The organism is Pseudalkalibacillus sp. A8, assembly GCF_045920555.1.
Classification (GTDB): Bacteria; Bacillota; Bacilli; order Bacillales; family Fictibacillaceae; genus Pseudalkalibacillus.
In genome coordinates, this window is the sequence record NZ_CP174509.1 from 2,012,633 (window position 1) to 2,037,536 (window position 24,904).

The 24,904-nt window shown below is 40.3% G+C and carries 23 protein-coding genes and 1 other annotated feature (1 of these 24 only partly in view); of the genes, 17 read left to right on the forward strand and 6 right to left on the reverse strand.

All coding sequences use genetic code 11. The features are described from left to right. Positions 1 to 192, reverse strand: a binding site (T-box leader) (it extends 63 nt beyond the left edge of the window). A gap of 57 nt (positions 193 to 249) precedes the next feature. Then, positions 250 to 612, reverse strand: a complete 363-nt coding sequence (locus tag ACJROX_RS10490) for a DUF3899 domain-containing protein (RefSeq protein WP_408010706.1) — start codon at positions 610 to 612, stop codon at positions 250 to 252. Between the two features lie 422 nt (positions 613 to 1,034). Here ACJROX_RS10490 and ACJROX_RS10495 point away from each other — a divergent pair, with 422 nt between their 5' ends. From ACJROX_RS10495 to ACJROX_RS10525, 7 genes are all read left to right on the forward strand, one after another. Next, on the forward strand, positions 1,035 to 2,711 hold the full coding sequence (locus ACJROX_RS10495) for a peptide ABC transporter substrate-binding protein (RefSeq protein ID WP_408010707.1): 1,677 nt from the start codon (positions 1,035 to 1,037) through the stop codon (positions 2,709 to 2,711). 168 nt (positions 2,712 to 2,879) lie between these two features. After that, complete coding sequence (gene opp3b / locus ACJROX_RS10500) at positions 2,880 to 3,809, forward strand: oligopeptide ABC transporter permease (protein WP_408010708.1); 930 nt, start codon at positions 2,880 to 2,882, stop codon at positions 3,807 to 3,809. Then, positions 3,809 to 4,825 (forward strand): oligopeptide ABC transporter permease, encoded by a 1,017-nt coding sequence (gene opp3C, locus ACJROX_RS10505; RefSeq protein ID WP_408010709.1) that lies wholly within the window; start codon positions 3,809 to 3,811, stop codon positions 4,823 to 4,825. The genes opp3b and opp3C overlap by 1 nt, the downstream gene beginning before the upstream one ends. 19 nt (positions 4,826 to 4,844) lie before the next feature. Further along, the gene (locus ACJROX_RS10510; RefSeq protein WP_408010710.1) at positions 4,845 to 5,864 is read left to right on the forward strand and encodes an ABC transporter ATP-binding protein; all 1,020 of its coding nucleotides are present in this window, start codon (positions 4,845 to 4,847) and stop codon (positions 5,862 to 5,864) included. Then, entirely contained in the window at positions 5,864 to 6,850 is a 987-nt protein-coding gene (locus tag ACJROX_RS10515; RefSeq protein WP_408010711.1) for an ABC transporter ATP-binding protein, read from the forward strand. Before ACJROX_RS10510 ends, ACJROX_RS10515 begins: the two co-directional genes overlap by 1 nt. Before the next feature lie 163 nt (positions 6,851 to 7,013). Further along, entirely contained in the window at positions 7,014 to 7,868 is an 855-nt protein-coding gene (locus ACJROX_RS10520) for a DegV family protein (protein ID WP_408010712.1), read from the forward strand. A gap of 233 nt (positions 7,869 to 8,101) precedes the next feature. Then, positions 8,102 to 8,527, forward strand: coding sequence for a hypothetical protein (locus ACJROX_RS10525; RefSeq protein WP_408010713.1), 426 nt, complete (start codon positions 8,102 to 8,104; stop codon positions 8,525 to 8,527). Between the two features lie 4 nt (positions 8,528 to 8,531). Here ACJROX_RS10525 and ACJROX_RS10530 read toward each other — a convergent pair whose 3' ends face one another. Continuing rightward, a complete protein-coding gene (locus tag ACJROX_RS10530; RefSeq protein ID WP_408010714.1) occupies positions 8,532 to 9,071 on the reverse strand; it encodes an HD domain-containing protein in 540 nt (179 codons plus the stop codon). A 379-nt stretch (positions 9,072 to 9,450) separates the two neighbouring features. Here ACJROX_RS10530 and ACJROX_RS10535 point away from each other — a divergent pair, with 379 nt between their 5' ends. After that, positions 9,451 to 10,641 carry a putative glycoside hydrolase gene (locus ACJROX_RS10535; protein WP_408010715.1) on the forward strand — a complete coding sequence of 397 codons (1,191 nt, stop codon included), beginning with the start codon at positions 9,451 to 9,453 and terminating at the stop codon, positions 10,639 to 10,641. A gap of 46 nt (positions 10,642 to 10,687) precedes the next feature. Here ACJROX_RS10535 and ACJROX_RS10540 read toward each other — a convergent pair whose 3' ends face one another. Next, positions 10,688 to 10,867, reverse strand: a complete 180-nt coding sequence (locus tag ACJROX_RS10540; RefSeq protein WP_408010716.1) for a hypothetical protein — start codon at positions 10,865 to 10,867, stop codon at positions 10,688 to 10,690. Between the two features lie 308 nt (positions 10,868 to 11,175). On the opposite strand from ACJROX_RS10540, the gene ACJROX_RS10545 reads away from it, so the two are divergent. Beyond that, complete coding sequence (locus tag ACJROX_RS10545) at positions 11,176 to 11,718, forward strand: GNAT family N-acetyltransferase (protein WP_408010717.1); 543 nt, start codon at positions 11,176 to 11,178, stop codon at positions 11,716 to 11,718. A gap of 24 nt (positions 11,719 to 11,742) precedes the next feature. Further along, complete coding sequence (locus ACJROX_RS10550) at positions 11,743 to 11,868, forward strand: hypothetical protein (RefSeq protein ID WP_408010718.1); 126 nt, start codon at positions 11,743 to 11,745, stop codon at positions 11,866 to 11,868. Positions 11,869 to 11,952: 84 nt separating this feature from the next. Here ACJROX_RS10550 and ACJROX_RS10555 read toward each other — a convergent pair whose 3' ends face one another. After that, a complete protein-coding gene (locus ACJROX_RS10555; RefSeq protein ID WP_408010719.1) occupies positions 11,953 to 15,015 on the reverse strand; it encodes an efflux RND transporter permease subunit in 3,063 nt (1,020 codons plus the stop codon). Positions 15,016 to 15,024: 9 nt separating this feature from the next. Further along, positions 15,025 to 16,203, reverse strand: a complete 1,179-nt coding sequence (locus tag ACJROX_RS10560; RefSeq protein ID WP_408010720.1) for an efflux RND transporter periplasmic adaptor subunit — start codon at positions 16,201 to 16,203, stop codon at positions 15,025 to 15,027. A 263-nt stretch (positions 16,204 to 16,466) separates the two neighbouring features. Between ACJROX_RS10560 and spxA the strand changes: the two genes are divergently transcribed. Both spxA and ACJROX_RS10570 read left to right on the forward strand, forming a co-directional pair. Then, complete coding sequence (spxA, locus tag ACJROX_RS10565) at positions 16,467 to 16,862, forward strand: transcriptional regulator SpxA (protein WP_221563850.1); 396 nt, start codon at positions 16,467 to 16,469, stop codon at positions 16,860 to 16,862. A gap of 363 nt (positions 16,863 to 17,225) precedes the next feature. Continuing rightward, positions 17,226 to 17,999: a nuclease-related domain-containing protein gene (locus ACJROX_RS10570; RefSeq protein WP_408011628.1), complete on the forward strand. Its 774-nt coding sequence runs from the start codon at positions 17,226 to 17,228 to the stop codon at positions 17,997 to 17,999. Positions 18,000 to 18,159: 160 nt separating this feature from the next. Here ACJROX_RS10570 and ACJROX_RS10575 read toward each other — a convergent pair whose 3' ends face one another. After that, the gene (locus tag ACJROX_RS10575; RefSeq protein WP_408010721.1) at positions 18,160 to 18,834 is read right to left on the reverse strand and encodes a TerC family protein; all 675 of its coding nucleotides are present in this window, start codon (positions 18,832 to 18,834) and stop codon (positions 18,160 to 18,162) included. Between the two features lie 363 nt (positions 18,835 to 19,197). On the opposite strand from ACJROX_RS10575, the gene mecA reads away from it, so the two are divergent. The 5 genes from mecA to pepF all read left to right on the forward strand — a co-directional run bounded on the left by mecA (position 19,198) and on the right by pepF (position 24,814). Next, entirely contained in the window at positions 19,198 to 19,878 is a 681-nt protein-coding gene (gene mecA, locus ACJROX_RS10580; RefSeq protein ID WP_408010722.1) for an adaptor protein MecA, read from the forward strand. Positions 19,879 to 20,034: 156 nt separating this feature from the next. Continuing rightward, positions 20,035 to 21,567: a cardiolipin synthase gene (cls, locus tag ACJROX_RS10585; protein WP_408010723.1), complete on the forward strand. Its 1,533-nt coding sequence runs from the start codon at positions 20,035 to 20,037 to the stop codon at positions 21,565 to 21,567. A gap of 94 nt (positions 21,568 to 21,661) precedes the next feature. Continuing rightward, entirely contained in the window at positions 21,662 to 22,066 is a 405-nt protein-coding gene (locus tag ACJROX_RS10590) for a competence protein CoiA family protein (RefSeq protein ID WP_408010724.1), read from the forward strand. Further along, complete coding sequence (locus ACJROX_RS10595; RefSeq protein WP_408010725.1) at positions 21,957 to 22,652, forward strand: competence protein CoiA family protein; 696 nt, start codon at positions 21,957 to 21,959, stop codon at positions 22,650 to 22,652. Before ACJROX_RS10590 ends, ACJROX_RS10595 begins: the two co-directional genes overlap by 110 nt. A gap of 341 nt (positions 22,653 to 22,993) precedes the next feature. After that, positions 22,994 to 24,814: an oligoendopeptidase F gene (gene pepF, locus ACJROX_RS10600; protein WP_408010726.1), complete on the forward strand. Its 1,821-nt coding sequence runs from the start codon at positions 22,994 to 22,996 to the stop codon at positions 24,812 to 24,814. Positions 24,815 to 24,904 lie beyond the last annotated feature (90 nt).

Consider the following 24,904-nt stretch of genomic DNA (forward strand, 5'->3'; position numbering starts at 1 on the left):
GTTCAAGCAAAAGCTTTTTTACAGAGTGTCCAGGATAACGTCAGGACCTTCGTCAAAGCCTAATCCACAACAACAGGTGTTTCAGTTTGAATGCTCAGAAGCCCATTCCACTTATGCCCTTATCTGTTCACACCAGCCACAGACTCTCTTGAAAGGGGAAATAAGTGTACTTTTCTTCCTCATCGCAATGGTTAATGATGATCGATTGAATTATCGATAGTATATCCAATTCGTAATCTAATTGCAACTTCAAATATTGAAGGAAATCAACACTGTTGACAAGAACCCGATCAGTCCAGTAATCAACAGTGGTTCCGAATAAGAATACTCGAAGGCTTCTGAAGGTAATTGCATATTCTCGACATCATCCATCATTTCTCCCATCTTCGTACCTTTCTTCATAAATCTTCTGAAGCTATGGGTAAAAGCATCGAAGAATCCGCCTCTTGTAACAAACATAAGTCCGCCGATCATGATGTAGAGCATTGAAACTAAGAAAGTGGAGTTTATGAATGTAACAACTGTAAAATTTTCGTAGTAAAAATACGTGAAACCAAATCCAATAATCAGTAAAATTGCTAAAAGATATGATGATCGCTTAATCAATTGCATCCTGTCACCTCATATCGATGATACACGATAGGAGATTATAGAAGCAATATCTTTACATAGGTAAACTCGATGTAATATGTCAGAATATTTGATAATAATTGACAATTGAATAAAACATTCACCCTTTAAACCGCTAAACCCTTTAAAATCAATACTTATATGTGTTTTCTATACAATATTTTCAATTTTTAAGCACCCAATACCCAAAAATACCAAATATTAAATTAGTCAAATAGTCCTAAATATTGTTATGAAACCGTAATGAACAAAGGGTTTTTGTAAAATATATTAAAAAAGTGCATGCAAAATTTTGTGAAAACTTGTATAATACAAAATGTGAACGGAATTCCTTAAAAAATCTGACATTTTATGAGGAATACGTTTTCATAATTTCACCAATATTTAGGGGAGGTCATTAAGACATGAGAAAGTCAAAATGGTCATTGCTTTTAACACTTACTCTAGTGTTGAGCATGTTCTTAGCTGCTTGTAGCGGCGGTGGAGGAAACGAAGGCGGTTCTTCCAGCGGTAACGGCGGCGAAGATGGAAAGGATGGCGGAAATACTGATGTACCTCAAGTATTGAACATACTTGAATCTGCAGAGATCCCGACTATGGACTCTGTAATGGGAACTGACGCAGTAGCGTTCCAAGTTATGGCTGAGACTATGGAAGGTCTTTACCGTCTTGGAGAAAACATGGAGCCTGTCGAAGGTATGGCTGAAAGCCATGAATTAAGCGACGATGAGAAGACTTACACATTCCACCTTCGTGACGCACAATGGTCAAACGGAACTTCAGTAACGGCAGACGATTTCGTATATGCTTGGAGAAAAGCTGTAAATCCTGACACTGGATCTCAATATAACTTCATCCTTGGAGACCTTAAGAACGCTAACGCTATCATGGCTGGCGACATGGATCCAGAGGAGCTTGGCGTTGAAGCAGTAGATGAAAAAACGTTAAAGGTTGAGCTAGAGCAACCAGTACCATATTTCATTAGCTTGACTACGTTTGCAACATTCTTGCCGCAAAACCAAGAATTCGTTGAAGAACAAGGCGATCAATACGCACTTGAAGATGAGAACCTTATCTACAACGGACCATTCACCCTTACTGATTGGAAACATGAAGAAGGATGGGTACTTAAGAAGAATCCTGATTACTGGGATGCTGAAACTGTAAAATTAGATGAAATCAACGTTAAAGTTGTAAAGGAAACTTCTACTGGAGTTAACCTTTATGAAACTGGAAAGATCGATCGCGTAGGTCTATCTTCTGAGTACGTTAACAAGTATAAAGAAAATGAAGAATACAAAACATTCGAAGAGCCTGTAATGTTCTACCTTAAGATGAACCAAGAACGTGAAGATCTTGCGAATGTAAATATCCGTAAAGCGATTCAAGCAGCAATCAACAAGGAAGACCTTGTCAACGTTATCTTGAACAACGGATCTCTTGCAGCTAACTACTTCGTTCCAAAAGGATTCGTCACTCACCCTGAGACTGGTGAAGACTTCCGTGAAATCAATGGAGATTTGATCTCTAACGATGTTGAAAAAGCACAAGAATATTGGGAAAAAGGTTTAGAAGAGTTAGGTAAAGAAGAAATCACTTTAGAAATCCTTGGTGGAGATTCTGAAGTAGCTAAGAAAATGGATGAATACCTCAAGAACCAACTTGAAACGAACCTTCCTGGTTTGAAAATCGAGTTGAAAGGTGTTCCTTTCCAACAACGTCTAGAACTTGATGAAAACATGAATTATGATCTGCAAAATGCTGGTTGGGGACCTGACTATGCTGATGCTATGACATTCATTGACATGTGGGTTACTGACGGCGGACATAACAAGACTGGATTCTCTAATGAAAAGTATGACAAGCTTGTTAAAGACGCTAAGACTACATTGACTTCAGATCCTGCGAAGCGTTTTGAAGCAATGCTAGAAGCTGAAAAGATCTTGATTGAAGAAGAAGCAGTACTTGCACCACTTTATCAACGTGCTCGTGCTCAGCTTTGGAAGCCATACGTGAAGAACGTTTACCAAAACTCATTTGGGCCTGACTACAGCTATAAGTGGGCTTACATCGAAAAGTAAGTTCAACTTTAAAGTTTAGTCAGTAATGGGAGAGTATCAGGAGAGTATATGTCGCCTGAATGACGTATACTCTCTTTTTCCCTGTTAACGGATAGTTTTCAGAAAATAACAAAACTACTTGATGGACTTCTTCAATAGACAAATAGGCATACATGGAGGTGGAAGAGGATGAAAGGGTATATTATAAAGCGTGTCATCTATATGTTAATCACCCTGTTCCTCATTGCATCAGCCACTTTCTTCTTGATGAAGATCATGCCGGGTACCCCTTTAAGTAACGCGGCAAAATTAACGGCTGAGCAAGAAGCGATAATACTAGAAAAATATGGACTTAATGACCCCGTCCCTGTTCAATATGTAAAATATATGGCTAATGTAGCTACTGGAGATCTAGGTGTTTCATTTCAATTTGATGGTCGGAATGTAACAGGATTGATCATGGATCGGATTGGTCCATCTGCTCAATTAGGTATCCAATCTGTTTTATTCGGAACGATTTTTGGGATTTTACTCGGAATTGTTTCTGCTATACGTTATAACTCTATTTGGGATTATAGCGCTACGTTTATCGCAGTTATAGGTAAATCGATTCCTAGTTTCGTATTTGCAGCATTGCTACAGTATTATGTTGGAGTTAAATTGCAATGGTTCCCGGTCGCATTCTGGGAAGGGTGGGAATATTCGGTCCTGCCGACGATTGCATTGGCTGTATTCGTAGTAGCAGTCGCAGCACGTTTCACGAGAACTGAAATGCTTGAGGTCATGAATCAGGATTATATCACGACTGCAAGAGCAAAGGGTGTAAGTGGTTTTGCTGTTGTATTCAAGCATGGTATCCGAAATGCAATGATTCCTTTAATTACGATTTTAGGACCACTTGCAGTAAGTCTTATGACCGGTACTCTAGTTGTGGAACGAATTTTCTCTGTACCTGGTCTTGGAGAACAGTTTGTACGTTCAATCCAAACAAATGACTATCCAGTCATCATGGGTACGACGCTGTTCTTCTCATTCTTCTTGATTTTGGTGATTCTGATCGTCGATATCCTTTACGGAGTCATCGATCCACGAATCCGTCTAGCAGGGGGGAAAGATTGATGAGCAAACGTGAAAACTATGTGAATGATGAGCTTTTCCAACCTGCTCATATCAGCAGTGACAAAAGTGAAAAAATTGCTGGTCCAAGTCTGAGCTTCTGGCAAGATGCGTGGATGAGGTTGCGTAAAAATAAATCGGCAATCGTTGGTTGTATCATTTTACTTGCATTAACAGTTCTTGCCATTTTTGGACCGATGATGAATGATTATGGATTTGATGATCAACAATTGACACGTGCTAATCTTCCAGCGAAAGTACCAGGAATCGAAAAACTCGGTATCATGGATGGTACGGATGATATGGGTAACGACATGTATGAGATGAAAGGTTTGGAAGAAGGGACGTATTTCTGGTTCGGTACAGATGGACTGGGTCGTGACCTTTGGACTCGTGTATGGCAAGGGACTCGTATCTCTTTATATATCGCTTTATTAGCTGCAGCGATTGATATGGTAATTGGGGTTATCTACGGTGGTATCTCAGCATATTACGGAGGACGTGTCGATAACGTACTTCAGCGTATTGTGGAAATTTTAGTCGGTATTCCTAACTTGGTTGTTGTTATTTTGATGATCCTCGTATTAGACCCAGGGATCATATCGATAACTGTCGCCTTGACGATAACCGGATGGATAGGAATGTCGCGGATTGTCCGTGGTCAGATCCTTAAGCTGAAAGGTCAAGAATTCGTATTAGCTTCAAGAACGCTTGGTTCTTCAGATAACAAGATCATTTCGAAGCACTTGATTCCGAACGTTATGGGCGTAATCATCATCAATACGATGTTTACGATTCCATCTGCAATATTCTTCGAGGCATTCTTGAGCTTTATCGGACTAGGCTTACAACCGCCCTTGGCATCCTTAGGAACTTTGATTGAAGAAGGATATCGTAATATGCAGATTTTCCCTCATATGATGATTTATCCATCAATCATCATTAGTTTGGTCATGATTGCATTCAACGTAGTGGCTGATGGTTTACGAGATGCGCTCGATCCGAAAATGAGAGAATAGTAGAAGGTGGGTGAAGAGGATGGAACACATTTTAGAAGTCAAGAACTTACACGTATCATTCGACACTTTTGCGGGTGAAGTCCAAGCCGTACGTGGTGTTGATATAAAGCTTAAAAAAGGAGAAACCCTGGCGATTGTTGGTGAATCAGGTTCAGGTAAATCCGTTACTTCCAAAAGTATTATGCGATTGATCCCTAACCCGCCTGGTAGAATAAAAGAAGGACAAATTCTCTTCCAAGGCAAGGATCTAGCACAATACTCGGAACGTCAAATGCAAAGGATCAGAGGATCTGAAATCTCAATGATTTTCCAGGATCCAATGACTTCATTGAATCCCACAATGACTGTCGGGAAACAAATCATGGAAGGCCTTCGCATCCATCAAAAGATGTCGAAATCACAAGCGACAACACGTGCTCTTGAACTATTGAAATTAGTTGGAATTCCAAATGCAGAAGCACGAATGAAGCAATATCCCCACCAATTTTCCGGTGGTATGAGACAACGTGTAGTCATCGCGATTGCACTTGCTTGTAATCCTAAGATTTTGATTGCGGATGAGCCTACAACTGCGCTTGATGTAACAATCCAAGCTCAAATCCTTGATTTGATGCGTGATCTACAAGACAAAACGGGAACAGCAATCATCCTGATCACACATGATTTAGGTGTTGTTGCGAATGCGGCACAACGTGTAGCAGTCATGTATGGTGGACAAATTGTTGAGACTGGAACGGTCGATGAAATTTTCTATAAACCAAAACACCCATATACATGGGGATTGTTGGCTTCAATGCCGAAACTTGGTGCTTCAGGAAGCGAGCTTATCGCGATCCCAGGATCTCCGCCTGACTTGAGTGATCCACCGAAAGGTTGTCCTTTCGCAGCACGCTGTCCACATGCGATGAAGGTCTGTGTGGATAACATGCCAGATCATACTGAAGTTTCAGGTACGCATAAAGCGGCATGCTGGTTACTTGATGAAAGAGCACCTAAAGTTGAGAAGCCAGTTGAGGCCTCTGTTGGAGGTGCAAGATAATGGCAACTAGAGAGAAATTAGTAGAAGTGAAAAACCTTAAGAAATACTTCAACATGGGCAAAGGCCAAATGTTAAAGGCAGTCGACGATGTTTCATTCGATATATATAAAGGTGAGACGTTAGGTCTTGTGGGTGAATCCGGATGCGGTAAATCCACAACCGGAAGAACAATCATCCGTTTATACGGTGCAACAGATGGATCTGTTACGTTTAACGGAGAAGATGTCCATGGTAAGAAAAATAAAGCGAAGTTGAAAGAGTTCAACCGTAAGATGCAGATGATCTTTCAGGATCCATATGCATCATTGAACCCGAGAATGACTGTAAAAGATATCATTGCTGAAGGTATTGATATCCACGGTCTAGCAAAGACGAAAGAAGAAAGATTGCAACGTGTTCATGAACTTCTTGAAACAGTTGGTTTGAATAAAGAGCATGCTAATCGTTATCCCCACGAGTTTAGTGGTGGACAGCGTCAACGTATCGGGATTGCACGCGCACTTGCAGTAGATCCTGATTTCATCATTGCCGATGAGCCTATCTCAGCATTGGATGTATCTATTCAAGCTCAGGTAGTAAACCTTATGCAAAAGCTGCAGCGTGAGCGCGGTTTGACATATTTGTTCATAGCTCATGACCTGTCGATGGTCAAGCATATCAGTGATCGCGTTGGGGTAATGTACCTTGGTAATCTTGTAGAGCTTACCGAAAGTGATACGCTTTACAATGAGCCATTGCATCCTTACACGCAAGCACTTTTATCGGCGATTCCTGTTCCAGATCCGGAACTTGAACGGAGCCGTGAACGTATCATTCTTGAAGGTGATGTACCATCTCCTGTATCACCACCAAGCGGATGCCGATTCCGCACAAGATGTCCTCATGCGATGGATGTATGTGCGAAAGTGGTACCGAAGTGGCAGGAAGCACGAGAAGGCCACTATGTAGCATGTCACCTTTATGATGAGGAATTAAAAGAAAATTAAGCTAGTAATGAGAACGATCTCTGTAAAAGGAGGTCGTTTTTGTTTTTTAGCTGTATAGCATCTTACCTTTTATTTTCAACCTAAAATAGTTGTAATTTGCTTGAAAACGCAATACGATAGAGTGAGAAACTATGCGTAGTAAGACAGGAAATGAGGACAGAGTATGAAGATTGCTTTAGTAGTCGATAGTGCGAGTGATTATTTAGGACAAGAAGAAACCATTGAAATAATTACTCCTATAAGAGTGGTTCCGTTGAATGTTAATTTTAAAGGCGAAGACACTTACCTGGATGGCACAACCATTACCCATGAAGAATTCTATGAAAAAATGCGTCATTCAAAAGTGCTCCCAAAAACGAGCCAGCCAGCACCCCAAAAATTTTTCGACACATTTAAAGGTTTGCTTACAGAAGGATATTCAGTCATTTATCTAGGGATTGCGAGCAATTTAAGCGGCACGTTTCAAAGTGCTAATGTAGCCAGAGAAATGTTTAATGAAGAAGAGCAAAATAGACTTTATTTAGTTGATACTGAAACAGTTTCAGCAGGAGTCATTTATTTGCTGGAATTTGCAGATCAACTTATTCAGAAAGGTCATACGGTCGAGGAAGTGTTTCGAGATGTTGAAGAACGCAAGAAAGACGTGACGGGTATTATCTTACTCGAAACGTTGGAAAACTTGAGAAAGGGCGGCCGAATTTCAGCATTACAGGGTAAAGTCGCTAACTTTTTGAACATCAAACCGCTTCTTAAAATAAAAGAGGGTGCAGTAGAGACACTGGAGAATTTCCGTGGAAAAAAGAAAGGGATCAAAAAATTGGCCGAAATGATCCATGAATCGAGAGAAGATCACGAAGAATTATTAATTGTACACAGCTTTACCTCAAAACAGGTTGTCATCGAGACGTTTAAAGAACAATTCTCCTTGGACACTTTTAAAAAAATCCGATGTATCAAATTAGGAAGCGTCATTGGTACATATGCCAGTGAAAATTCGATCGGGATAATAAAGTATTAACCGTTAAAGGCACTGTAGTGAAAAGAGTCTTACTGTAAAACATGTCGACTCCTTTTCCTCAGTGCCTTTTTTTCGTTTGGGAACAAAGTAGCAGAATCATCCAAGGTATTTCCGGGTTCTATGAAAGTGAGATGCGGAGATTACAAAGTAAAAGAGATTAAGATGAAGGAAATCCGGTAAGCAGCGTATAATACATAATGAGACTTCGTATATATGAACGAGGAGGATAAGCGGTGATTTATTATCAGTTTGATCCTGAAACAGATCGTGAAATCCTGAAATTCATACATGAGAGTGGAAAACTCCCAGATTCTTTATCAAATTATTTGATCAATCAACATATCGATATGAAAGAAAACGAAGAAGCATTTATATTTTCAAATGACGATGTGGAGACAGGTTTTTTATGGTTGACGCTCAGTGAAGGAGATCGGCTTGAAGTTACGTGTTTGTATATTGCAGAACAATCATACTCTGAAAGGTTTCAAAAGAAGTTAATAGGCTTTGCTGTGAAAAGAGCGAAGTATTTAGGTTTACCAAGTGTAGTCCTTAATATAGATGGTATGTATGAAAGGACTGAACTCACCCAGCTGAGAGATGAACTGGGATGCATGCGATTGGAGTCTAATGGTCATTTGATCGAATGCATTCTTGATTGATTGTTCAGCTTGTTTGTTGTAGTGGAGAAGACAGTCCTTTTCCTTTAAGCAGCAAAGAGTCCAGTTTATTAATCAACGCCACCGCTTTGTCATAAGAAATTTCCCGATAGTGATGGAGACCTCCTGGTTCTTCATCAGCCTCATCAGCTAACCTGACGACTTTCTGCAATGGATTTAGTTCTAACTGCCCTCCAGGTAAATACGAATCAGTATGCAAGAGAATGGCTAATGAAATCGCTTTTGCATTTTCCCGGTCCTCTCCAAGTTCAACGAGTAGCTTGTGTGCTCTTTCTGCACCTTTTATAGCGTGAATATCATTTGCTTTATACTGTTCATAATCCCACTTACCATCTCTATACCACGTGTAATGACCGATATCATGTAGAAGGGCTGCCTTACAGGCTAGTATAGGATCCACACCATATTGTGCGGACAGCTTATAGGAATGATAACTGGAGGCAATGGCATGCACAACTCCAGAACGTTGTAAATATTTTTGGGTTTTAGGATGCTCGAATATTTCAAGTAACGACGGTTTATGCATGGAAATTCCTCCTTTTTTAATATATTGCTCTCAAATATAGCATGTCCCAACCTCGAATTCAAGTGAAAAAATGTTCAATCATTTTTCTTATATATGGTATATCCTTAATTAGTCTTATTGACACTCCCAAGGGCTTAAGCCGCAAGCTGACTAACGGCATTGGGATTCTTGAATGGCTAAGCGTTCGCAGTCCACTCACTTGCATCCTATCCCTAAAGGCGGTCTAAAGACCATTATGGGCTTTCTCGTTCGAAAAATCTGTACACATGGGAAATTAGTTGGGAAAATGATGAAATTTATGTCGAAAGTTACTTTTCATGAAATGATTGGTTTCCTATAATAGTATTTGTAAAGAGATACAAGGGGGAGGAACAAAACAATGGGGATGCTGAAGGTATTCATGTCGGTTTTTCTTTTGTCGTTTCCATCTTGGGAGATGGCAGACGAAACACAGGATTATCAAGTAGCGTTTCACAAGGAAATTGAGACACATGTAATGAAAAGGGAACTTCCGGATCAACTGCCGAGGTTCGTTTACGATTCAGGCTTGAAGTTCCAATATCCAGATGCAGTAAGAGGAATTTATGTTACGGGGCATTCAGCTGGGGGAGGCAGATTCGAGAAACTGGTCTCCATGCTGGATGATACTGAATTGAATGCAATGGTAATCGATATTAAGGATGATAATGGGTATATCACATACATACCTGAAGAGGATTCGCCATTACGCTCTGCTGGTCAACCGTTTATAAAAGACCCAAGAAAAATGTTGGAGACACTAGAAGAGCATCAAATTTATCCGATTGCGCGTGTAGTCGTGTTCAAGGATTCCGTTCTTGCAAAACAGAAACCGGAATTGTCGTTTAAGGATGGGGGTACTGTTTGGAAAAATGGCCGTGGAGAAGCATTTGTGAATCCGTTCAGGAAAGAAGTATGGGATTACAATGTTCAAGTGGCGATTGGAGCAGCGAAGTTGGGATTCCAGGAGATACAATTCGATTATGTCCGTTTCCCAGAGGGCTTTGAAAAACGAGATAAGACATTGACATACAGCCAGGGAGATTTTGCTGACCTTGATATTGACGAAGTCCAAAAGCGGGTAACCGCCGTAACAGAATTTGTCGAGTATGCCAAAAAGAAACTTGAACCATATGGTGTAAAAGTTTCTGTAGATATTTTCGGCTATACCGCTACATTACCTGAAGCACCAGGAATCGGCCAGAACTTCACCAAAATCTCAAGCCATGTGGATGTCATTTCTTCTATGATCTATCCAAGTCACTGGACTTCCTATTTTGGCATCGCGAAGCCAGATTTGGAGCCATATCGCTTAGTTACGGAATATGCGAAGATGGAAAACAAGAAGTTGGGTGAACTAGAAAATCCGCCAATTTCAAGACCATGGATTCAAGATTTTACCGCATCTTATTTAGGGAGAGGGAATTACATGAACTATGGCAAAGCTGAAGTGGAAGCACAGATCCGAGCACTCAATGAAAATGGAATCGATGAGTTCCTGCTTTGGGATGCAGGCAACTCCTACACTCCGAATGTTGACTATACACCATAAAAACAAAGACCCAAAAGGAAATTATCCTATTGGGTCTTTTCTTGTTTCAGGTTCTCCTTTGAACCTTTCGCCAACCTGTTTGGGTATCTTTGCTTTTATTTAAGAAAAACTTCGCTTTTCCTCTCCCGAATAGTTTTGACGCAGCACCATGTGTGATGATTCCCATGAAAGCAGTCAGCCCAATGACAAATAAACCAAGTAAAGTGAGATCAATAAAAAACTGCATCTGCTTTACCTCCCTTGTATGTAACATCCATTATTTCCTTATACTACAATTGTAAAAGAAGTTTGAAGGCTTTGGAAGAGGGGAAATAATAAACGGTTTATAACCAATTTCCCACTAAAAATACCCCCAGAATGAGCCTAATGCCTATCTTTATTATAGCTTAAATCGTATTCAGTAGATACAAACAATCTCTTGATCATTGAATGTGCTGTTCCGATGATTTTTTTCAATAATCAAAATCTAATTTAGAGCCAAATGGAGGTTATGTTATAATGGAAGTGAAGAATCAAAATGGAAAGGGTAGATCAATGAATTGGTATGAAAAACTGAATGAATATTTTCCTGTTGAAGAAATGAAGTCAAAGAAGCACATGGAGCTCTTATTGAAAGAGAAAGGCGATGTATATCATAAGGATGAAGGAAAACATCACGTTCTTATGTATGCCGAGTTCGAAGATTTTATTTTCATCGATTATATTTATGTATCTGGAGCCGCACGGGGACAAGGGATCGGCCACAAAATCTTAGAAAAGCTGAAGAAAAAGGGCAAACCGATCATCTTGGAAGTAGAACCTGTTGACTATGAGGATACAGATACAGAAAAAAGACAACGCTTTTATAAACGTGAAGGATTTGTCCATGCGAAGTCGATCGGTTACAGACGGCGTTCACTCGCGACAAATGAAATTAATGAAATGGAAATTCTTTTCTGGGCTCCTGAAAATGAATCAGAAGAAATGGTTTATGAAAGCATGAAAAAAATGTATGAAAAAATTCATACGTATAAGGATGTAGAGTTATACGGGAAAGCCTATCAGGATGTAGATGATGTACTCACATTTGAAGAGTGAGTGAATGAAAGGACGGTGAGATACATGAAACGCCGTACAAAAAATAAGAAGAAACGTGAATGGATCAAAGATCTTCTTAAAAATAAGCTGCCTGGCTGGACACCAAAGCCGACAAAAGGTCCAGCTCAGTCAAAAAGACACACAGCTTAGTATCTACACAAAGGTTTATCACTGACAACAGGGGGCTTAGTCATGAGTGTTCAACACTTATGACTAAGCCCCTTATCTATTGGTCTATATTTTTGGCATATCCTCTGATTCAGCTTTCTTTAATCTTCTTTTTTCTTTTATCCTGTCAAATTGGTTATAGATGACTGGAATGAAAATTAAACTGATCACCGTTCCGAAAAGGAGACCGAATACGATCACGATTGCCATCGGTTGTTGGATTTCTGTTCCTTCGCCAATACCGATTATAAGCGGGATCAACCCGAGAATCGTGGTCAAGGCTGTCATCATGATCGGACGTAGTCGAGCTTCACCAGCTTTTACAATCGCCCTCGGCGTAGAGAGTCCTCTCTGTTTAAGTTGGTTGATATAGTCTACAAGGACAATAGCGTTGTTCACAATAATCCCAGTCAGAATCAATATACCGACTAATGATCCGACCCCGAAAGGTTGCCTGGTGACTAACAAGCCTAAAAGGATTCCAATTGCAGTAAGTGGTATGGAAAACATGATGATGAATGGGTAGAAATAGGATTCAAATTGCCCGGCCATCACCATATATATCAAGACGATGGCAAGTGCTAATGCACCAGTCAGCTTAAAGAATGCATCTTTCATTTGTTGGTTTTGGCCTCCGAAAGAAATTTCATAACCGGAGGGCAAAGACACATTTTCTTTTAGTTGTTTTTTTACATCATCAATGACATTTCCTAAATCCCGATCCAGAATAGAAGCAGTGACACGGATTTCCCGTAAGCGGTCTGTCCGATTGATCTGACTAGGACCTGTTCCTTGCTTGATTTCAGCAATGGATTTCAAAGTCACCAATTCACCGGTAGGTGATTCGATTTGTAAATTTTCAAGGTCCTCAACATTCTCAAGCTTAGCCGGATCGACTTGTACGCGGACCTCTACCTGATCCCCGCTCCGATTGAATACTGTCGCAACCCTTCCGTTTGTTGCATTTTCAACTGCTTGTGACACTTGAACGCTGGTCAGGCCGAAACTAGATGCTTTCGTACGATCCACCTGAATCTCAAGCTGTGGATTACCAATTTCATAATTGGAATCGATTTCACGGATTCCATCTACTTTACTGATTTCTTCTTTTATATTTTCAGAAATGGTTTCAAGTGTTCCTAGATCCGGACCAGACACTTCCAAGGACACAGGTGATTCAGAAAATCCTGAATCACTTGCTTGAACAGAAATCTCGGCATCTTCAATTTTACCAACTTTCGTTCGGATTGCTTCTGCGACTTGAACATCTGACTGCTCGCGATCCGAAATTGGCTTCAGTAATATGCTGTACATCGCTGTATTACTATTGGATCCTGCTTGGATAGAGAAGTCGTTCGAGCCTCCAATTGTGACATAGTAGAGATCGATTTCTTCAATATCATCCAATCTTTCATTAATGATTTCGGTTGTTCTATAGGTTGTATCCGTCGCACTTCCAGGAGGTAATTCTACTTCTATGTTCACATAACTTTGATCTTGTGCGGGTAAAAACTCTGTTCCTATGAAAGGTATCGCTGATAAAGAGATCAATAACAGGACAAGTGTTCCTAAAATCACCCTTTTCGGGTATCGAAGTGCTTTTCTTAAAAAGTAGACATACCGCAAATTCAAAAACTTTCCTTTTTGGGTAACGGTCTTATGTTTTCGGGTCATCAAGTTTGATGAAAGTAAAGGTACGATGATCAGAGCTGTTATGAGGGAAGCAGCAAGCGCGTAAGTGACACTGAGCGCTAAAGGTTTGAAAAGCTGTGCGGCTAACCCATCTACAAAAATGATCGGCAGGAAGACGACCACCGTCGTCAACGTGGACGCTATGACAGCACCGCCAACTTCTTTTGTCCCGGTGATGGCCGCTTCTTTTAACGGAACCCCTTTTTCCCTTAGCCTGTAAATGCTCTCTAAAATGACGATGGAATTATCGACTATCATTCCAACGCCGAGGGCTAAACCACCCAATGTCAAAAGATTCAACGTTTGGCCGGAAAAATACATAAAGATGAATGCAGTCATCACGGAAATCGGTATGGAGAACCCAACGATCAACGTACTGCGTATATTTCTTAAGAATAGATACAGGATACCTGCAGCAAGCAAACTACCGATGATCATATTGATCAGAACGGCTTTAATCGATTGCTTGATGAATTTCGCTTGGTTGAAGATCATTTTCACTTTTACATCTTCAGTCAGCGAAAGCTCATTTAACTTCTTCTCAACACTATTGGCGACAGTAACTGTATTCTCTCCTGATTGTTTAAGAATCGAAATACCGATGCTAGGTTCACCGTTCAGGTAGCTTATCTGATCAGCATTTACCGTCGTTTCTTCAATCTCTACAAGCTGCTCGAGCGCAACAACTCCGCTTTTGGTCGGAATCGGAAGTTGTTTCAAGGATGTGATCGAATCGAATTCACCTACGACACGCAACGGGTATTTTAATCCTTTGTCACTGATTTCTCCACTGGGTAACGTAACATTTTCTCCAGCTAAAATCTGTCTGAGCTGGTCGATGGTGATGCCGAAATCATTTAAAGCTGCAGGGTCCACCGAAACATTCACAACTTTCTCTGAACCACCTTCAATGGTGACTGAGGCGACACCATCTATGGAGTCGAGCACAGGTTTGATTTCATTTTCAACAAGCTTTTTAGCGGCGACCAGGTCACCTTCAGGTGCTTGTATCCCTAACCGTACGATGGGAAGGTCATTAGGATTGAAGCGTAAGACCCTGGGCTGTGGCACGTCGTTTGGAAGTTGCTCACGAACAGCGTCCAGCTGTTCCCGCATTTTTAAAGCAGCAAAATCCATATCTGTACCCCAATCATAGGACACAATAATAAGTGCCCCGCCTGTTCTTGAAACAGATGAAACACTTTCTACATTAGGAATGGTCCCCATTATATTTTCAATTGGTTGTGAAAGGAGTTTTTCTACTTCCTCAGGACTTGCCCCTTCATATGTAACTGTGACGGCGGCAACGGGGAATGTAAGATCAGGGAATAAATCGACCGGGGTATTTCGGACACTTACTGCCCCGATGATAAGCATAAATAAAATGACCATTCCCATGGCGATCGGTCGAAACACGGAAAGTTCAGTAATTTTCATCAGGTCCACTCACTTTTTAAGACTGATTTTCGAACGGTTTATCAATTGATATTTTCCATCAGTGACTACAACGTCATCGTCAGCTAATCCTTTTGTGACATGGCTCGTATGTTTGCCTTCAGCTTCAATCTCGATCTTTCGCTTGATAGCACGATCATCTTGTACCACAAATACGTATGGTTTGTTCTGATCATAAAGGATTGCTTGATTAGGAATCGTCAGGGCATTTTCTTTAATCTCTGTATCGATCATTGCGGTTGCTATGGTTTCCGCTTTGATGTTTTCTTGGTTTTCAGGCAACTCGACCGAAACTGTATACGTATTTGTTTCAGAGTTCGGCTCAGATGATACTGTCTCGATGGTTCCGTTGATCGTTTCACCAACTTCATCGAAACTTAATTTTACAGGCATACCTTCGGACAGTTCTAGTACTTGAAACTTGTTTACACTGAACACTGCTTTCAAGTCCAGTTTGCTAGAAACGACTGCTAGAGGAGTAGAAGGTACTGCAGGTACTCCGACTTGTGCATTCACTTGATCGATCGTCCCATCGATCGGTGATGTTATTTTAGTTGCCTGTAATGCGCGTTCTGCTTCTTTCACACCTCTTCTTGCTTGCTCAAGCTGGCCATTGATGAGCGGGAGAGTGGAGGAGGTTAGAGATGAACCTGAAGAAGTCAGTCCTTTTAGTTGTTCAAGCGTTTCTGTGATGGTTGCTGTAATATCATTTGTTTCTGCTTGCTCAGGTAATGGAATTTCTTCCAATTGGTCGATCGTTTCATCAATGACAGTATTTACACGAGACTGGGTTGCTCTTTGTTGTTCAATTGCTGTATTCAGTTGATTCCTGGATTGTTCTAAGGTTGTCACGGCTGATTGAGCTTGTTCGAGCTGTTGTCGAAGTTGTTGGTCTTCCAATGAAAAAAGCAGATCTCCAGACTTTACTGTTTCTCCTTCTTTTATATGTACTTCCTTTACAGGAGAAGGAATGGAAGAGGTTACGGGGGCCTGCTGAGATGGAACCGTTTTTCCGACAAGCTCAATCGTCTTTTTGAAAGTGGTTTTCTCCACGCTTTCTGTTTTCACTGGGATAGCGTTATCTGAAGCATTGTCGCTTGTAATGATATCTTCGGAACACGCCGTTAAAAGGATTATGAAAATACTAAACAAGGCTAATGACTTTTTCAAGAATACTCACTCCATTATCATCTACAAGCAAATTTCTGAGAAGCAATCTAAGTTTTATTATAGTTTAGGTTTAGAAAAAATAAACAAGGGAACAGTGTTTTAGGGAAGGTTTAACAAGATGGTCACAGTTTCTGAAGGAAATCCATTTATACCCTATCATCCACATAGAAATTGTTGTATAATATGAAATATGATTAATAATCTTTTTAAAGTAAGACTTCTTATAAATATGATTTTTTAAATCCTGAAAGGAGACGATCCTTATGGTTACATTATATACTTCTCCAAGCTGCACATCATGCAGAAAGGCTAGAGCATGGTTGGAAGAACACGAAATTCCTTTCCAAGAGCGTAATATCTTTTCTGAGCCATTGTCAATCAATGAGCTTAAAGAGATTTTGCGAATGACAGAGGAAGGTACTGACGAAATCATTTCTAAGCGTTCAAAAACGTTCCAAGAGTTGAATGTCAACCTTGAGACAATGCCACTGCAAGATTTGTTCGAGCTGATGAGCGAAAATCCTGGATTATTGCGTCGGCCGATTTTGATTGATGAAAAACGTCTGCAAGTAGGATACAACGAAGATGAAATCCGTCGCTTCCTACCACGTAAAGTACGTACATTCCAACTGCTCGAAGCTCAAAAAATGGTCAACTAATAATAAAAAAGACTGCTGCCAGTGGGCAACAGTCTTTTTTTGTTTTTGGTGGGAATTTTTGCGTGTCAGGAGTGGGTAGATTTAACTATGTTGCAAAATAAATACAGATAGTTAGGAATTGGACCATAGGAGTTAGGAATAGACACCCAAAGGTTAGGAAAAGTCTCTTCGAACCACGAACAGGCTATACTTTGAAGGGATTCACACTTTAAATGTAGAAGGAAAGATTACAAATAAGAAAGGTGTGATTTTTTGGCGCAAAAAATCTATTTTAAATCTCATAAAAGCAAAAAGCTGGAAGCAATATTAAGAAGAATCCCTCCTAGTCATCCGGCAAAAGCGTAAGCAGAAAGTTGGTTATCAATAAGTACTGCTGGGGAAAGGGGAGAGCGATCATTAGATTACTATTTGAGTTTCATAAATGAGAAAGAATATACCTTTTTCAATGGAATCCGTTTATCAAGCGGGAAATTCTACTTCCAGATCGATACTCTCTTAATTAACCCTAATTTTATTCTTATTTTAGAAGTGAAAAATTTATCAGGTACACTAATTTTTGATACCGATCATACTCAACTTATTCAGCAATTTGAAAGCAAAGAAGTGATGCACAAAGATCCGATACAACAATTGGATAATCAATTATTTCAATTCCAAGAATGGTTGGATCGGCATGAATTCCCCAGTAATATTCCCATTTACTCTTATGTAGTCATAACAAATGATAAATGTAAAATAGTACCTACAAATAACAATAGCCTCCTTACAAAAAAATTGATAAGGAAGGACGTCCTCAGAAATACAATTAGAAACCTCAAAGAACTCCATAAAAAAGAATTTCTCTCAATTATAAATCTCACTAAACTAAGGAATCTTCTGATCAAACAACATATCCCCCTTAACCCTGATTTGCTTAAACATCTTCAAATATCAAGGGATGAGCTAATAACTGGAGTACAGTGTCCACGATGTTACATAATCCCAATGGAAAGAGTTTATGGGAAATGGATTTGCCTCGAATGCAAAACCAATTCAAAAAATGCCCACATAGATACCCTGCGTGATTACTGCCTCTTAATTCAACCCACCATTACCAACCAACAATTACGGAAATACCTACATATAAAATCTGTTTAAACTGCTAATTACCTATTACAAAAGTTAAACATCAAGCACCATGGTAATAACCGATACCGTACTTATGACCTCACCTCTCTTTGTCCAGATAAAATCATACAAGAATAACTCCTCCCATAAAAAAAGACCCACCTGCCAGTACAGGTAAGCCCTTCTAGATTTAATTCATGCTTTCGCGGGTTTTCATCTGTTTTGTCAACCAGCCTGTAAAAAGTACGCCGCCGATTATGAATAGGTATAATAAGAAGACCATGAATTCGCTGTGGCCGATCCAATTGTGGATGATTCTTTCTTCAATGATCATTTTGGCTGCTGTAAAAGCGAGAATTCCAGAACCGATGTAAACGAGTGCCGGAAAACGTTCCATAAAATGAAGAATCAACTTACTTCCCCAAATAATGATCGGAACCGAAACAAGCAATCCGATGATTACCAATAAAATGTTTCCGTGAGCTGCCCCTGCGATGGCAAGTACATTATCAAGCCCCATGACGATGTCTGCCACGACAATCGTTTTGACCGCCTCTCTTAAAGTCGTGCCGGCCTTGATATCTGCCCCACCACTATCTTCAGCTAACAAGTTATAGGCGATGTAAACAAGCAGGACTCCGCCAATCAGCATCAGGTATGGTATTTTTAATAAGTACACGGCAACAATAGTTAGTAAAACCCTTACTGCAATCGCTAAGCCTGTACCTAATAAAATCGCTTTATTCCGCTGGTGTACGGGTAAATTACGGCTGGCCAACGCAATGACGATTGCATTATCACCGCCCAGTACGATATCGATGGCAATAATTGATAAAAGTGCAATGATGAATTCTGATTCAAACAAAAAAGTAAGCCCCTTTCTATAATGAAAACACTTGACGTTGGCTGATAATCCACGTACAATCAATCAAAATAGTTATGTACATGAAATTGAACGTTGAAATTATAAGATAGTTCAGCAATAGCGTCAAGCCAGGCACTATCGGTTATCGGCCTATTTATGGCAAGAAAGTAAAAATGGTCATGCATTTTTATTTCATTCCTCACCTATTTATCATAGAATAGAAGTACAAGAAACTCCAACATTTTATTATGGATTCAGCAGCACACAAATCGGGAACACTATACGAAAGACAATTATCTTTAGCGTACAGGGGTTCAAAATCTCTTCCAGGTGAGCAATCTGGATCGAAGGGAGAGAAACACCATGGAAATAGAACGTGTAAATGAGTATACCATTAAGTTTTTTATAACTTATAGCGATATAGAGACAAGAGGATTTGATAAAGAAGAGATTTGGCAAAACCGTGAGCGAGGAGAAGAGCTGTTCTGGGAGATGATGGATGAAGCGCATCAACAGGAACAATTTTCATTAGAAGGTCCGCTTTGGATTCAAGTCCAAGCGTTGGATAAAGGCCTTGAAATTCTGGTCACACGAGCTTCTTTATCACAAGACGGTTCGAAATTGGAGCTTCCAATCTCGGATGACAAGCAGGTCGATATACCAGTAGATGACAATATTGAAAAGATGCTTGACCATCAATTCAATTCGCATGTAGATAACGAAGACCCTTCGGAAGAGGACGATGGTGAAGATTACTTATCCTTCATGATCCGTTTTGATGACATTGAGGATGTCATCTCATTAAGTCACAATATTAATTCAGAGTCATTTGAAGACACCCTTCATCATTATGAAAATAAGTACTATTTGTACGTTACTTTCTATGATACGTTCAGTGAATCTGAGCAGGATGATGTGTTGAGCAGATTGCTCGAATACGGTGATGAAACGGATCTTACAGTCCATCGGATCGAAGAATATGGAAAAGTGATTCTTTCAGAGAATGCACTCGAACAATTGAACGAGTATTTTCCTAAGAAATAGTGGAGCGCCGATCTTCGTCATGAATATCGGCGTTTTCCTTTTCATATCCTTTCCTATATCGAACAAATTAGGGTTCAGCCATCCATTCAGCTTTAGATCTGGGAATGCTTATTATTTAATTTCAAAAAGCCATTATGTATTCAGAGGGATGAAATCATGTTAAAAAAGACATTGCAGCTTATGATGTTTTTAGCAATCCTAATAAGTGTATTCATCATTTCGAAGCCATACTTGGAAAATTGGATTCTTGGGGCCAATTGGATTCTTGGTGCATTGAGTATCTTTTTTTCAGTTTCAGCATTATTCATCGGTATTGTCATCTTTTTGGAGAACCGCCATCCGTCTCAAACGTTGACCTGGTTCGTCGTCCTCGCTGCTTTTCCATTGGTAGGCTTCTTTTTCTATATGATGTTCGGCCGGAATTACCGTAAAAAGAAAATGTTTGATCAAAAAGCCCTTACCGATGAAGAGGCTTTTTCACGATTTGAACAGAACCGTGCGATCAATGATGACCAGATGAAAATGATGGGGGATCATCAACGGCTCTTGTTCCAGCTTGCCCAAAGGCTAGGGAAAAGCCCGATTTCCTTCAATACAGATACAAAGATCCTCACAAACGGAAAAGAAACCTATACTTGTATTCTTGAAGCTTTGCGGAATGCAAAAGAACACATACATATGGAGTATTACATCGTTCGGCATGATAATATTGGAAAACAGATTCAATCGATCCTTATGGAAAAAGCCCGAGAGGGGGTCGAAGTCCGTTTTTTATATGATTCAGTAGGAAGCTGGAACCTGTCCCGCGATTACATCAATCAGCTCCGTAAGGCTGGTGTTCAAGCAGTTCCTTTTTTACCCGTTAAACTCCCTTTGTTCAATAACAAAATCAACTATCGTAACCATCGGAAGATCGTTGTGATTGATGGGAATGTCGGGTTCGTCGGTGGTCTCAATATCGGGGATGAGTACTTAGGCTTGAATCCTAATTACGGGTACTGGCGTGATACCCATCTGATGGTAAAGGGGGAGGCGGTAAGAAGCTTGCAGATCATTTTCCTGCAGGATTGGTATTCAATGACAGGGGAAACCTTGTTGGAACCTAATTATTTATCGCCTGAAATTCCGGGCGGCACGGTGTATGGCGGGGTACAGATGATTGCCGGGGGTCCTGACCACCAGTGGGACATTATAAAAAAACTATTTTTCTCGATGATCATCTCCGCCAAGAAGTCGATCTGGATTACGTCACCTTATTTCATACCCGATGAGGATATTTTGAATGCGTTGAGGGTTGCTGCATTAAGTGGAATCGATGTCCGATTGTTATTCCCTGCAAAACCTGATAAGAAGCTGCCGTTTCATGCATCCAGATCGTATTTTCCAAGTCTTCTCGAAGCTGGTGTTAAGATTTATGAATATCGGAAGGGTTTTTTGCACAGCAAGATCATCATTGTCGATAATGAACTTGCCTCAATCGGAACAGCGAATATGGATATGCGGAGCTTCCATCTGAATTTTGAAGTGAACGCATTCCTGTATCGGACGAAGAGCACATTGAGGCTTGTTGATGACTATATTCAGGACCTCGAGGATTCGACACCGATCATTTACGAGGCTTTCAACAAACGGGCCTTTTACTATAAAATCATCGAATCAACATCAAGGCTGCTGTCTCCATTGCTTTGATGATTTTCAAGAATCTTTCTCAACAGAGAAGGGTTCTGTTTTTTTATATAGAAATTTATTCAGGTATAAAAATTCACAAAATTGAGGTCATTCAATGCTGTTAGCGACTTCCAGCAGCGGGCAGTGCATCAATCTGGCCGAGGACTGGAAAAAGCCCGACTTGGAAAGGATCAGAACCCTGAACACTTTTCAATGTCCTGTATGTAAAAATAACGTTACCCTGAAACTTGGTACGAAACGTATCTGGCACTTTTCCCATCTGAAAGATGCTTCATGCAGGGTGGAAACCGAACCAGAATCGACCTACCATTTGTTAGGGAAAAGACAGTTATACCGATGGTTATCCGTCCAAAAGCTTCACCCCGGAAATGGAAAGGTATTTCCCTCATATGAAGCAACGTCCAGATCTATTCCTCCCCAACCTGTCAACTGCCTTCGAATTTCAATGTTCCACAATCCCGACCGAGGCTTTCGCCAAACGAACCTGCTCTTACCGTAAAGCAAATATGGATCCTCTATGGATTTTAGGTGCTAAAAGGCTTACCCGAATCAAGAACTCTAATTTTTATAGATTGGATGAACTCGCATTTCAATCTCTTCGCTTCAACACTGACTGCAGCTTTTCTCCATATCTCATTTATTTTTGCCCGCTTCCTTCTTCCTTCACTTTTCTTCATTCCATCATCCCGTACTCCTCTAGAACAGTCCTTGCCGCAAACCAATCGATTCCACTGAAACATACTCATTTTCCATTTTACATGAACGAACTTAAATCGCCTGTTTTCAAAAATTTTTATAAAGAGTGGATTGAAAAAGTCATAACCACGCGTCTCTATCTGCATGTAAACAAAGACCCTGCAGTGATCATGATGAAAAAGCACCTGCTGAATAAAGGAGTATCGATCAGTCTTTTTCCAATCGAAGCGGTTATTCCTTCCAAACACCTCTTCTGGTTCCATTCTCCTGCCTATGTATGGCAAACATGTTTCCTAATGGAGATTCTTCAGCCGCTCCCAATCGGCGCTTCATTCCAATTTCGTGAGGTCTACCGAACATTCATTTCCACTATCAAGTTTTTTTTATAAAATTAAAACACGATCCACACTTTCAAATCAGAATAGCCATATATCTTATGCACTAATGGATTACTTGCAGTGGCAGGTTTGGGATATTGAAAAGAATCGATGTGAATCATTTTTCAAAAGAAAAGGGACTCGATTATCCCGAATCGATGACTGAAGTGAGACAAAGGATGAAGGAATATTTTAAAATATAAATAATATGGGATTATCTGAAAAACCTAGGAGAGAAAGAAAGGAAATCAGAGCTATCCCTAGAACTTTATACAGATGTAGGGAATGTTTTTCGATAAGGAAGAGAATCCCTGATCCAGTAATACTGTTTAAGGAGATAAGGAGGATTTGATATGGCAGAGCAAGCAGTAATGTCATTACCAAAAAGAGATGAAATACCGGTTGAAGATACCTGGGATTTAGAAGATATTTTCGAAACTGATGATGTATGGGAGCAAGAATTCAAACAAGTAAAAGAATTGATTCCGCAAATCGATCAGTATCAAGGAAAACTTGGAGAATCCTCAGCAACACTTTATGAAGCCTTGCAGCTTCAGGATGAAATCACAAAGCGGCTAGGAAAGTTGTATACATATGCCCATATGAGAAATGACCAAGATACAACGAATTCCTTCTATCAAGGCTTGAATGATCGGATAGGGACACTAGCAACTGAAACGAGCAGTCACCTATCGTATATCGTTCCGGAAATCTTAACCTTAGAGGAGAGCCAGATCAAATCATTTGTAGAGGAAAATGATGATCTGAAGCTGTACGAGCATTTCTTGGATGAGATCAACAGGAGCAGACCACATGTATTATCTCAAAAAGAGGAAGCGCTTCTTGCAGGTGTAAGTGAAGTGACCAACAATGCGAGTAATACGTTCGGTATGCTGAATAACGCAGATCTCAAGTTCCCGACTGTAAAAGATGAAAATGGGGAAGACGTAGAACTTACTCATGGGCGTTATATCCGCTTCCTGGAAAGTGATGACCAAGAGGTCCGTAAGAATGCTTTCAAAGCGATGTATGGGACATATGACAAGTTCAAAAATACATTTGCAAGCACGTTGAGCGGAACGGTAAAGAGAGATAATTTCAATGCCAGAGTAAGAAGGTATGATTCTGCACGTCAGGCGGCTCTGGATGCGAATAACATACCTGAAACGGTCTATGACAATCTTGTGAAGACGGTTAACGACAACCTACATCTGTTACACCGATATATAAAATTACGCAAGAAATCACTAGGCTTGGATGAGCTTCATATGTATGACCTTTATACACCGATCGTAAAAGATGTGAAAATGGAGATTCCTTACGATGAGGCGAAGGAACTTGTCCTGAAGAGTCTTGCTCCGATGGGTGAAGAATACGTCAATATCGTCCGTGAAGGTTATGAGAAGCGCTGGGTTGATGTTCGGGAAAACGTAGGAAAGCGCAGTGGTGCCTATTCATCAGGAGCATACGGGACCATGCCTTATATCCTGATGAACTGGCAAGACAATGTAAACAACCTATTTACCCTTACACACGAAATCGGTCACTCTGTCCATAGCTACTATACGCGTGAGACACAGCCATATCCATATGCGAACTATTCGATTTTCGTTGCTGAAGTGGCATCGACTTGTAATGAAGCTTTGCTTAATGATTATATGCTCAAAAATACAGAAGACAAAAAGAAAAAGTTGTATTTATTAAACCACCACCTTGAAGGGTTCAGAGGAACCGTCTTCCGCCAGACCATGTTTGCTGAATTCGAGCAGATGATCCATGAACGTGTAGCATCTGGAGAAGCTTTGACACCTGACCTGTTCACAAAGTTATACTATGAGCTTAATCAAAAGTACTTTGGTGAAGATATCGTCATTGATGAGGAAATCGGCCTTGAGTGGGCACGTATCCCTCACTTCTATTACAACTACTATGTTTATCAGTATGCAACAGGTTTCAGTGCGGCGGCTTCACTTTCTAAACAGATCCTGGAAGAGGGAGCACCTGCAGTTGAAAGATATCTGGAGTTCTTGCAAGCGGGAAGTTCCGATTATCCGATTGAAGTCTTGAAGAAGACTGGCGTGGATATGACGAGCAGCAAACCGATTGAAGAAGCGCTTTCTGTTTTCGAATCCGTATTGAGTGAAATGGAAGAATTGCTCTTCGAAACTGAATAAACAAATTCGGGCTGGCTGAGATGTCAGCCCGTTTAAATTTTGAACCCTTTAAAACGGTTTCTACTGTTTATTCGGACAAGAATGAAGAGG

Excerpts from the sequence above, each read along its gene's own strand:
- ACJROX_RS10510 (WP_408010710.1), top strand. The coding sequence starts at position 4,845 with ATGGAACACATTTTAGAAGTCAAGAACTTACACGTATCATTCGACACT.
- ACJROX_RS10530 (WP_408010714.1), bottom strand. The coding sequence starts at position 9,071 with ATGCATAAACCGTCGTTACTTGAAATATTCGAGCATCCTAAAACCCAA.
- ACJROX_RS10535 (WP_408010715.1), top strand. The coding sequence starts at position 9,451 with ATGGGGATGCTGAAGGTATTCATGTCGGTTTTTCTTTTGTCGTTTCCA.
- ACJROX_RS10515 (WP_408010711.1), top strand. The coding sequence starts at position 5,864 with ATGGCAACTAGAGAGAAATTAGTAGAAGTGAAAAACCTTAAGAAATAC.
- ACJROX_RS10540 (WP_408010716.1), bottom strand. The coding sequence starts at position 10,867 with ATGCAGTTTTTTATTGATCTCACTTTACTTGGTTTATTTGTCATTGGG.
- ACJROX_RS10490 (WP_408010706.1), bottom strand. The coding sequence starts at position 612 with ATGCAATTGATTAAGCGATCATCATATCTTTTAGCAATTTTACTGATT.
- opp3C (WP_408010709.1), top strand. The coding sequence starts at position 3,809 with ATGAGCAAACGTGAAAACTATGTGAATGATGAGCTTTTCCAACCTGCT.
- opp3b (WP_408010708.1), top strand. The coding sequence starts at position 2,880 with ATGAAAGGGTATATTATAAAGCGTGTCATCTATATGTTAATCACCCTG.
- ACJROX_RS10595 (WP_408010725.1), top strand. The coding sequence starts at position 21,957 with ATGAAGCAACGTCCAGATCTATTCCTCCCCAACCTGTCAACTGCCTTC.
- ACJROX_RS10550 (WP_408010718.1), top strand. The coding sequence starts at position 11,743 with ATGAAACGCCGTACAAAAAATAAGAAGAAACGTGAATGGATCAAAGAT.
- mecA (WP_408010722.1), top strand. The coding sequence starts at position 19,198 with ATGGAAATAGAACGTGTAAATGAGTATACCATTAAGTTTTTTATAACT.
- cls (WP_408010723.1), top strand. The coding sequence starts at position 20,035 with ATGTTAAAAAAGACATTGCAGCTTATGATGTTTTTAGCAATCCTAATA.
- ACJROX_RS10495 (WP_408010707.1), top strand. The coding sequence starts at position 1,035 with ATGAGAAAGTCAAAATGGTCATTGCTTTTAACACTTACTCTAGTGTTG.
- pepF (WP_408010726.1), top strand. The coding sequence starts at position 22,994 with ATGGCAGAGCAAGCAGTAATGTCATTACCAAAAAGAGATGAAATACCG.
- ACJROX_RS10590 (WP_408010724.1), top strand. The coding sequence starts at position 21,662 with ATGCTGTTAGCGACTTCCAGCAGCGGGCAGTGCATCAATCTGGCCGAG.
- spxA (WP_221563850.1), top strand. The coding sequence starts at position 16,467 with ATGGTTACATTATATACTTCTCCAAGCTGCACATCATGCAGAAAGGCT.
- ACJROX_RS10555 (WP_408010719.1), bottom strand. The coding sequence starts at position 15,015 with ATGAAAATTACTGAACTTTCCGTGTTTCGACCGATCGCCATGGGAATG.
- ACJROX_RS10520 (WP_408010712.1), top strand. The coding sequence starts at position 7,014 with ATGAAGATTGCTTTAGTAGTCGATAGTGCGAGTGATTATTTAGGACAA.
- ACJROX_RS10545 (WP_408010717.1), top strand. The coding sequence starts at position 11,176 with ATGAATTGGTATGAAAAACTGAATGAATATTTTCCTGTTGAAGAAATG.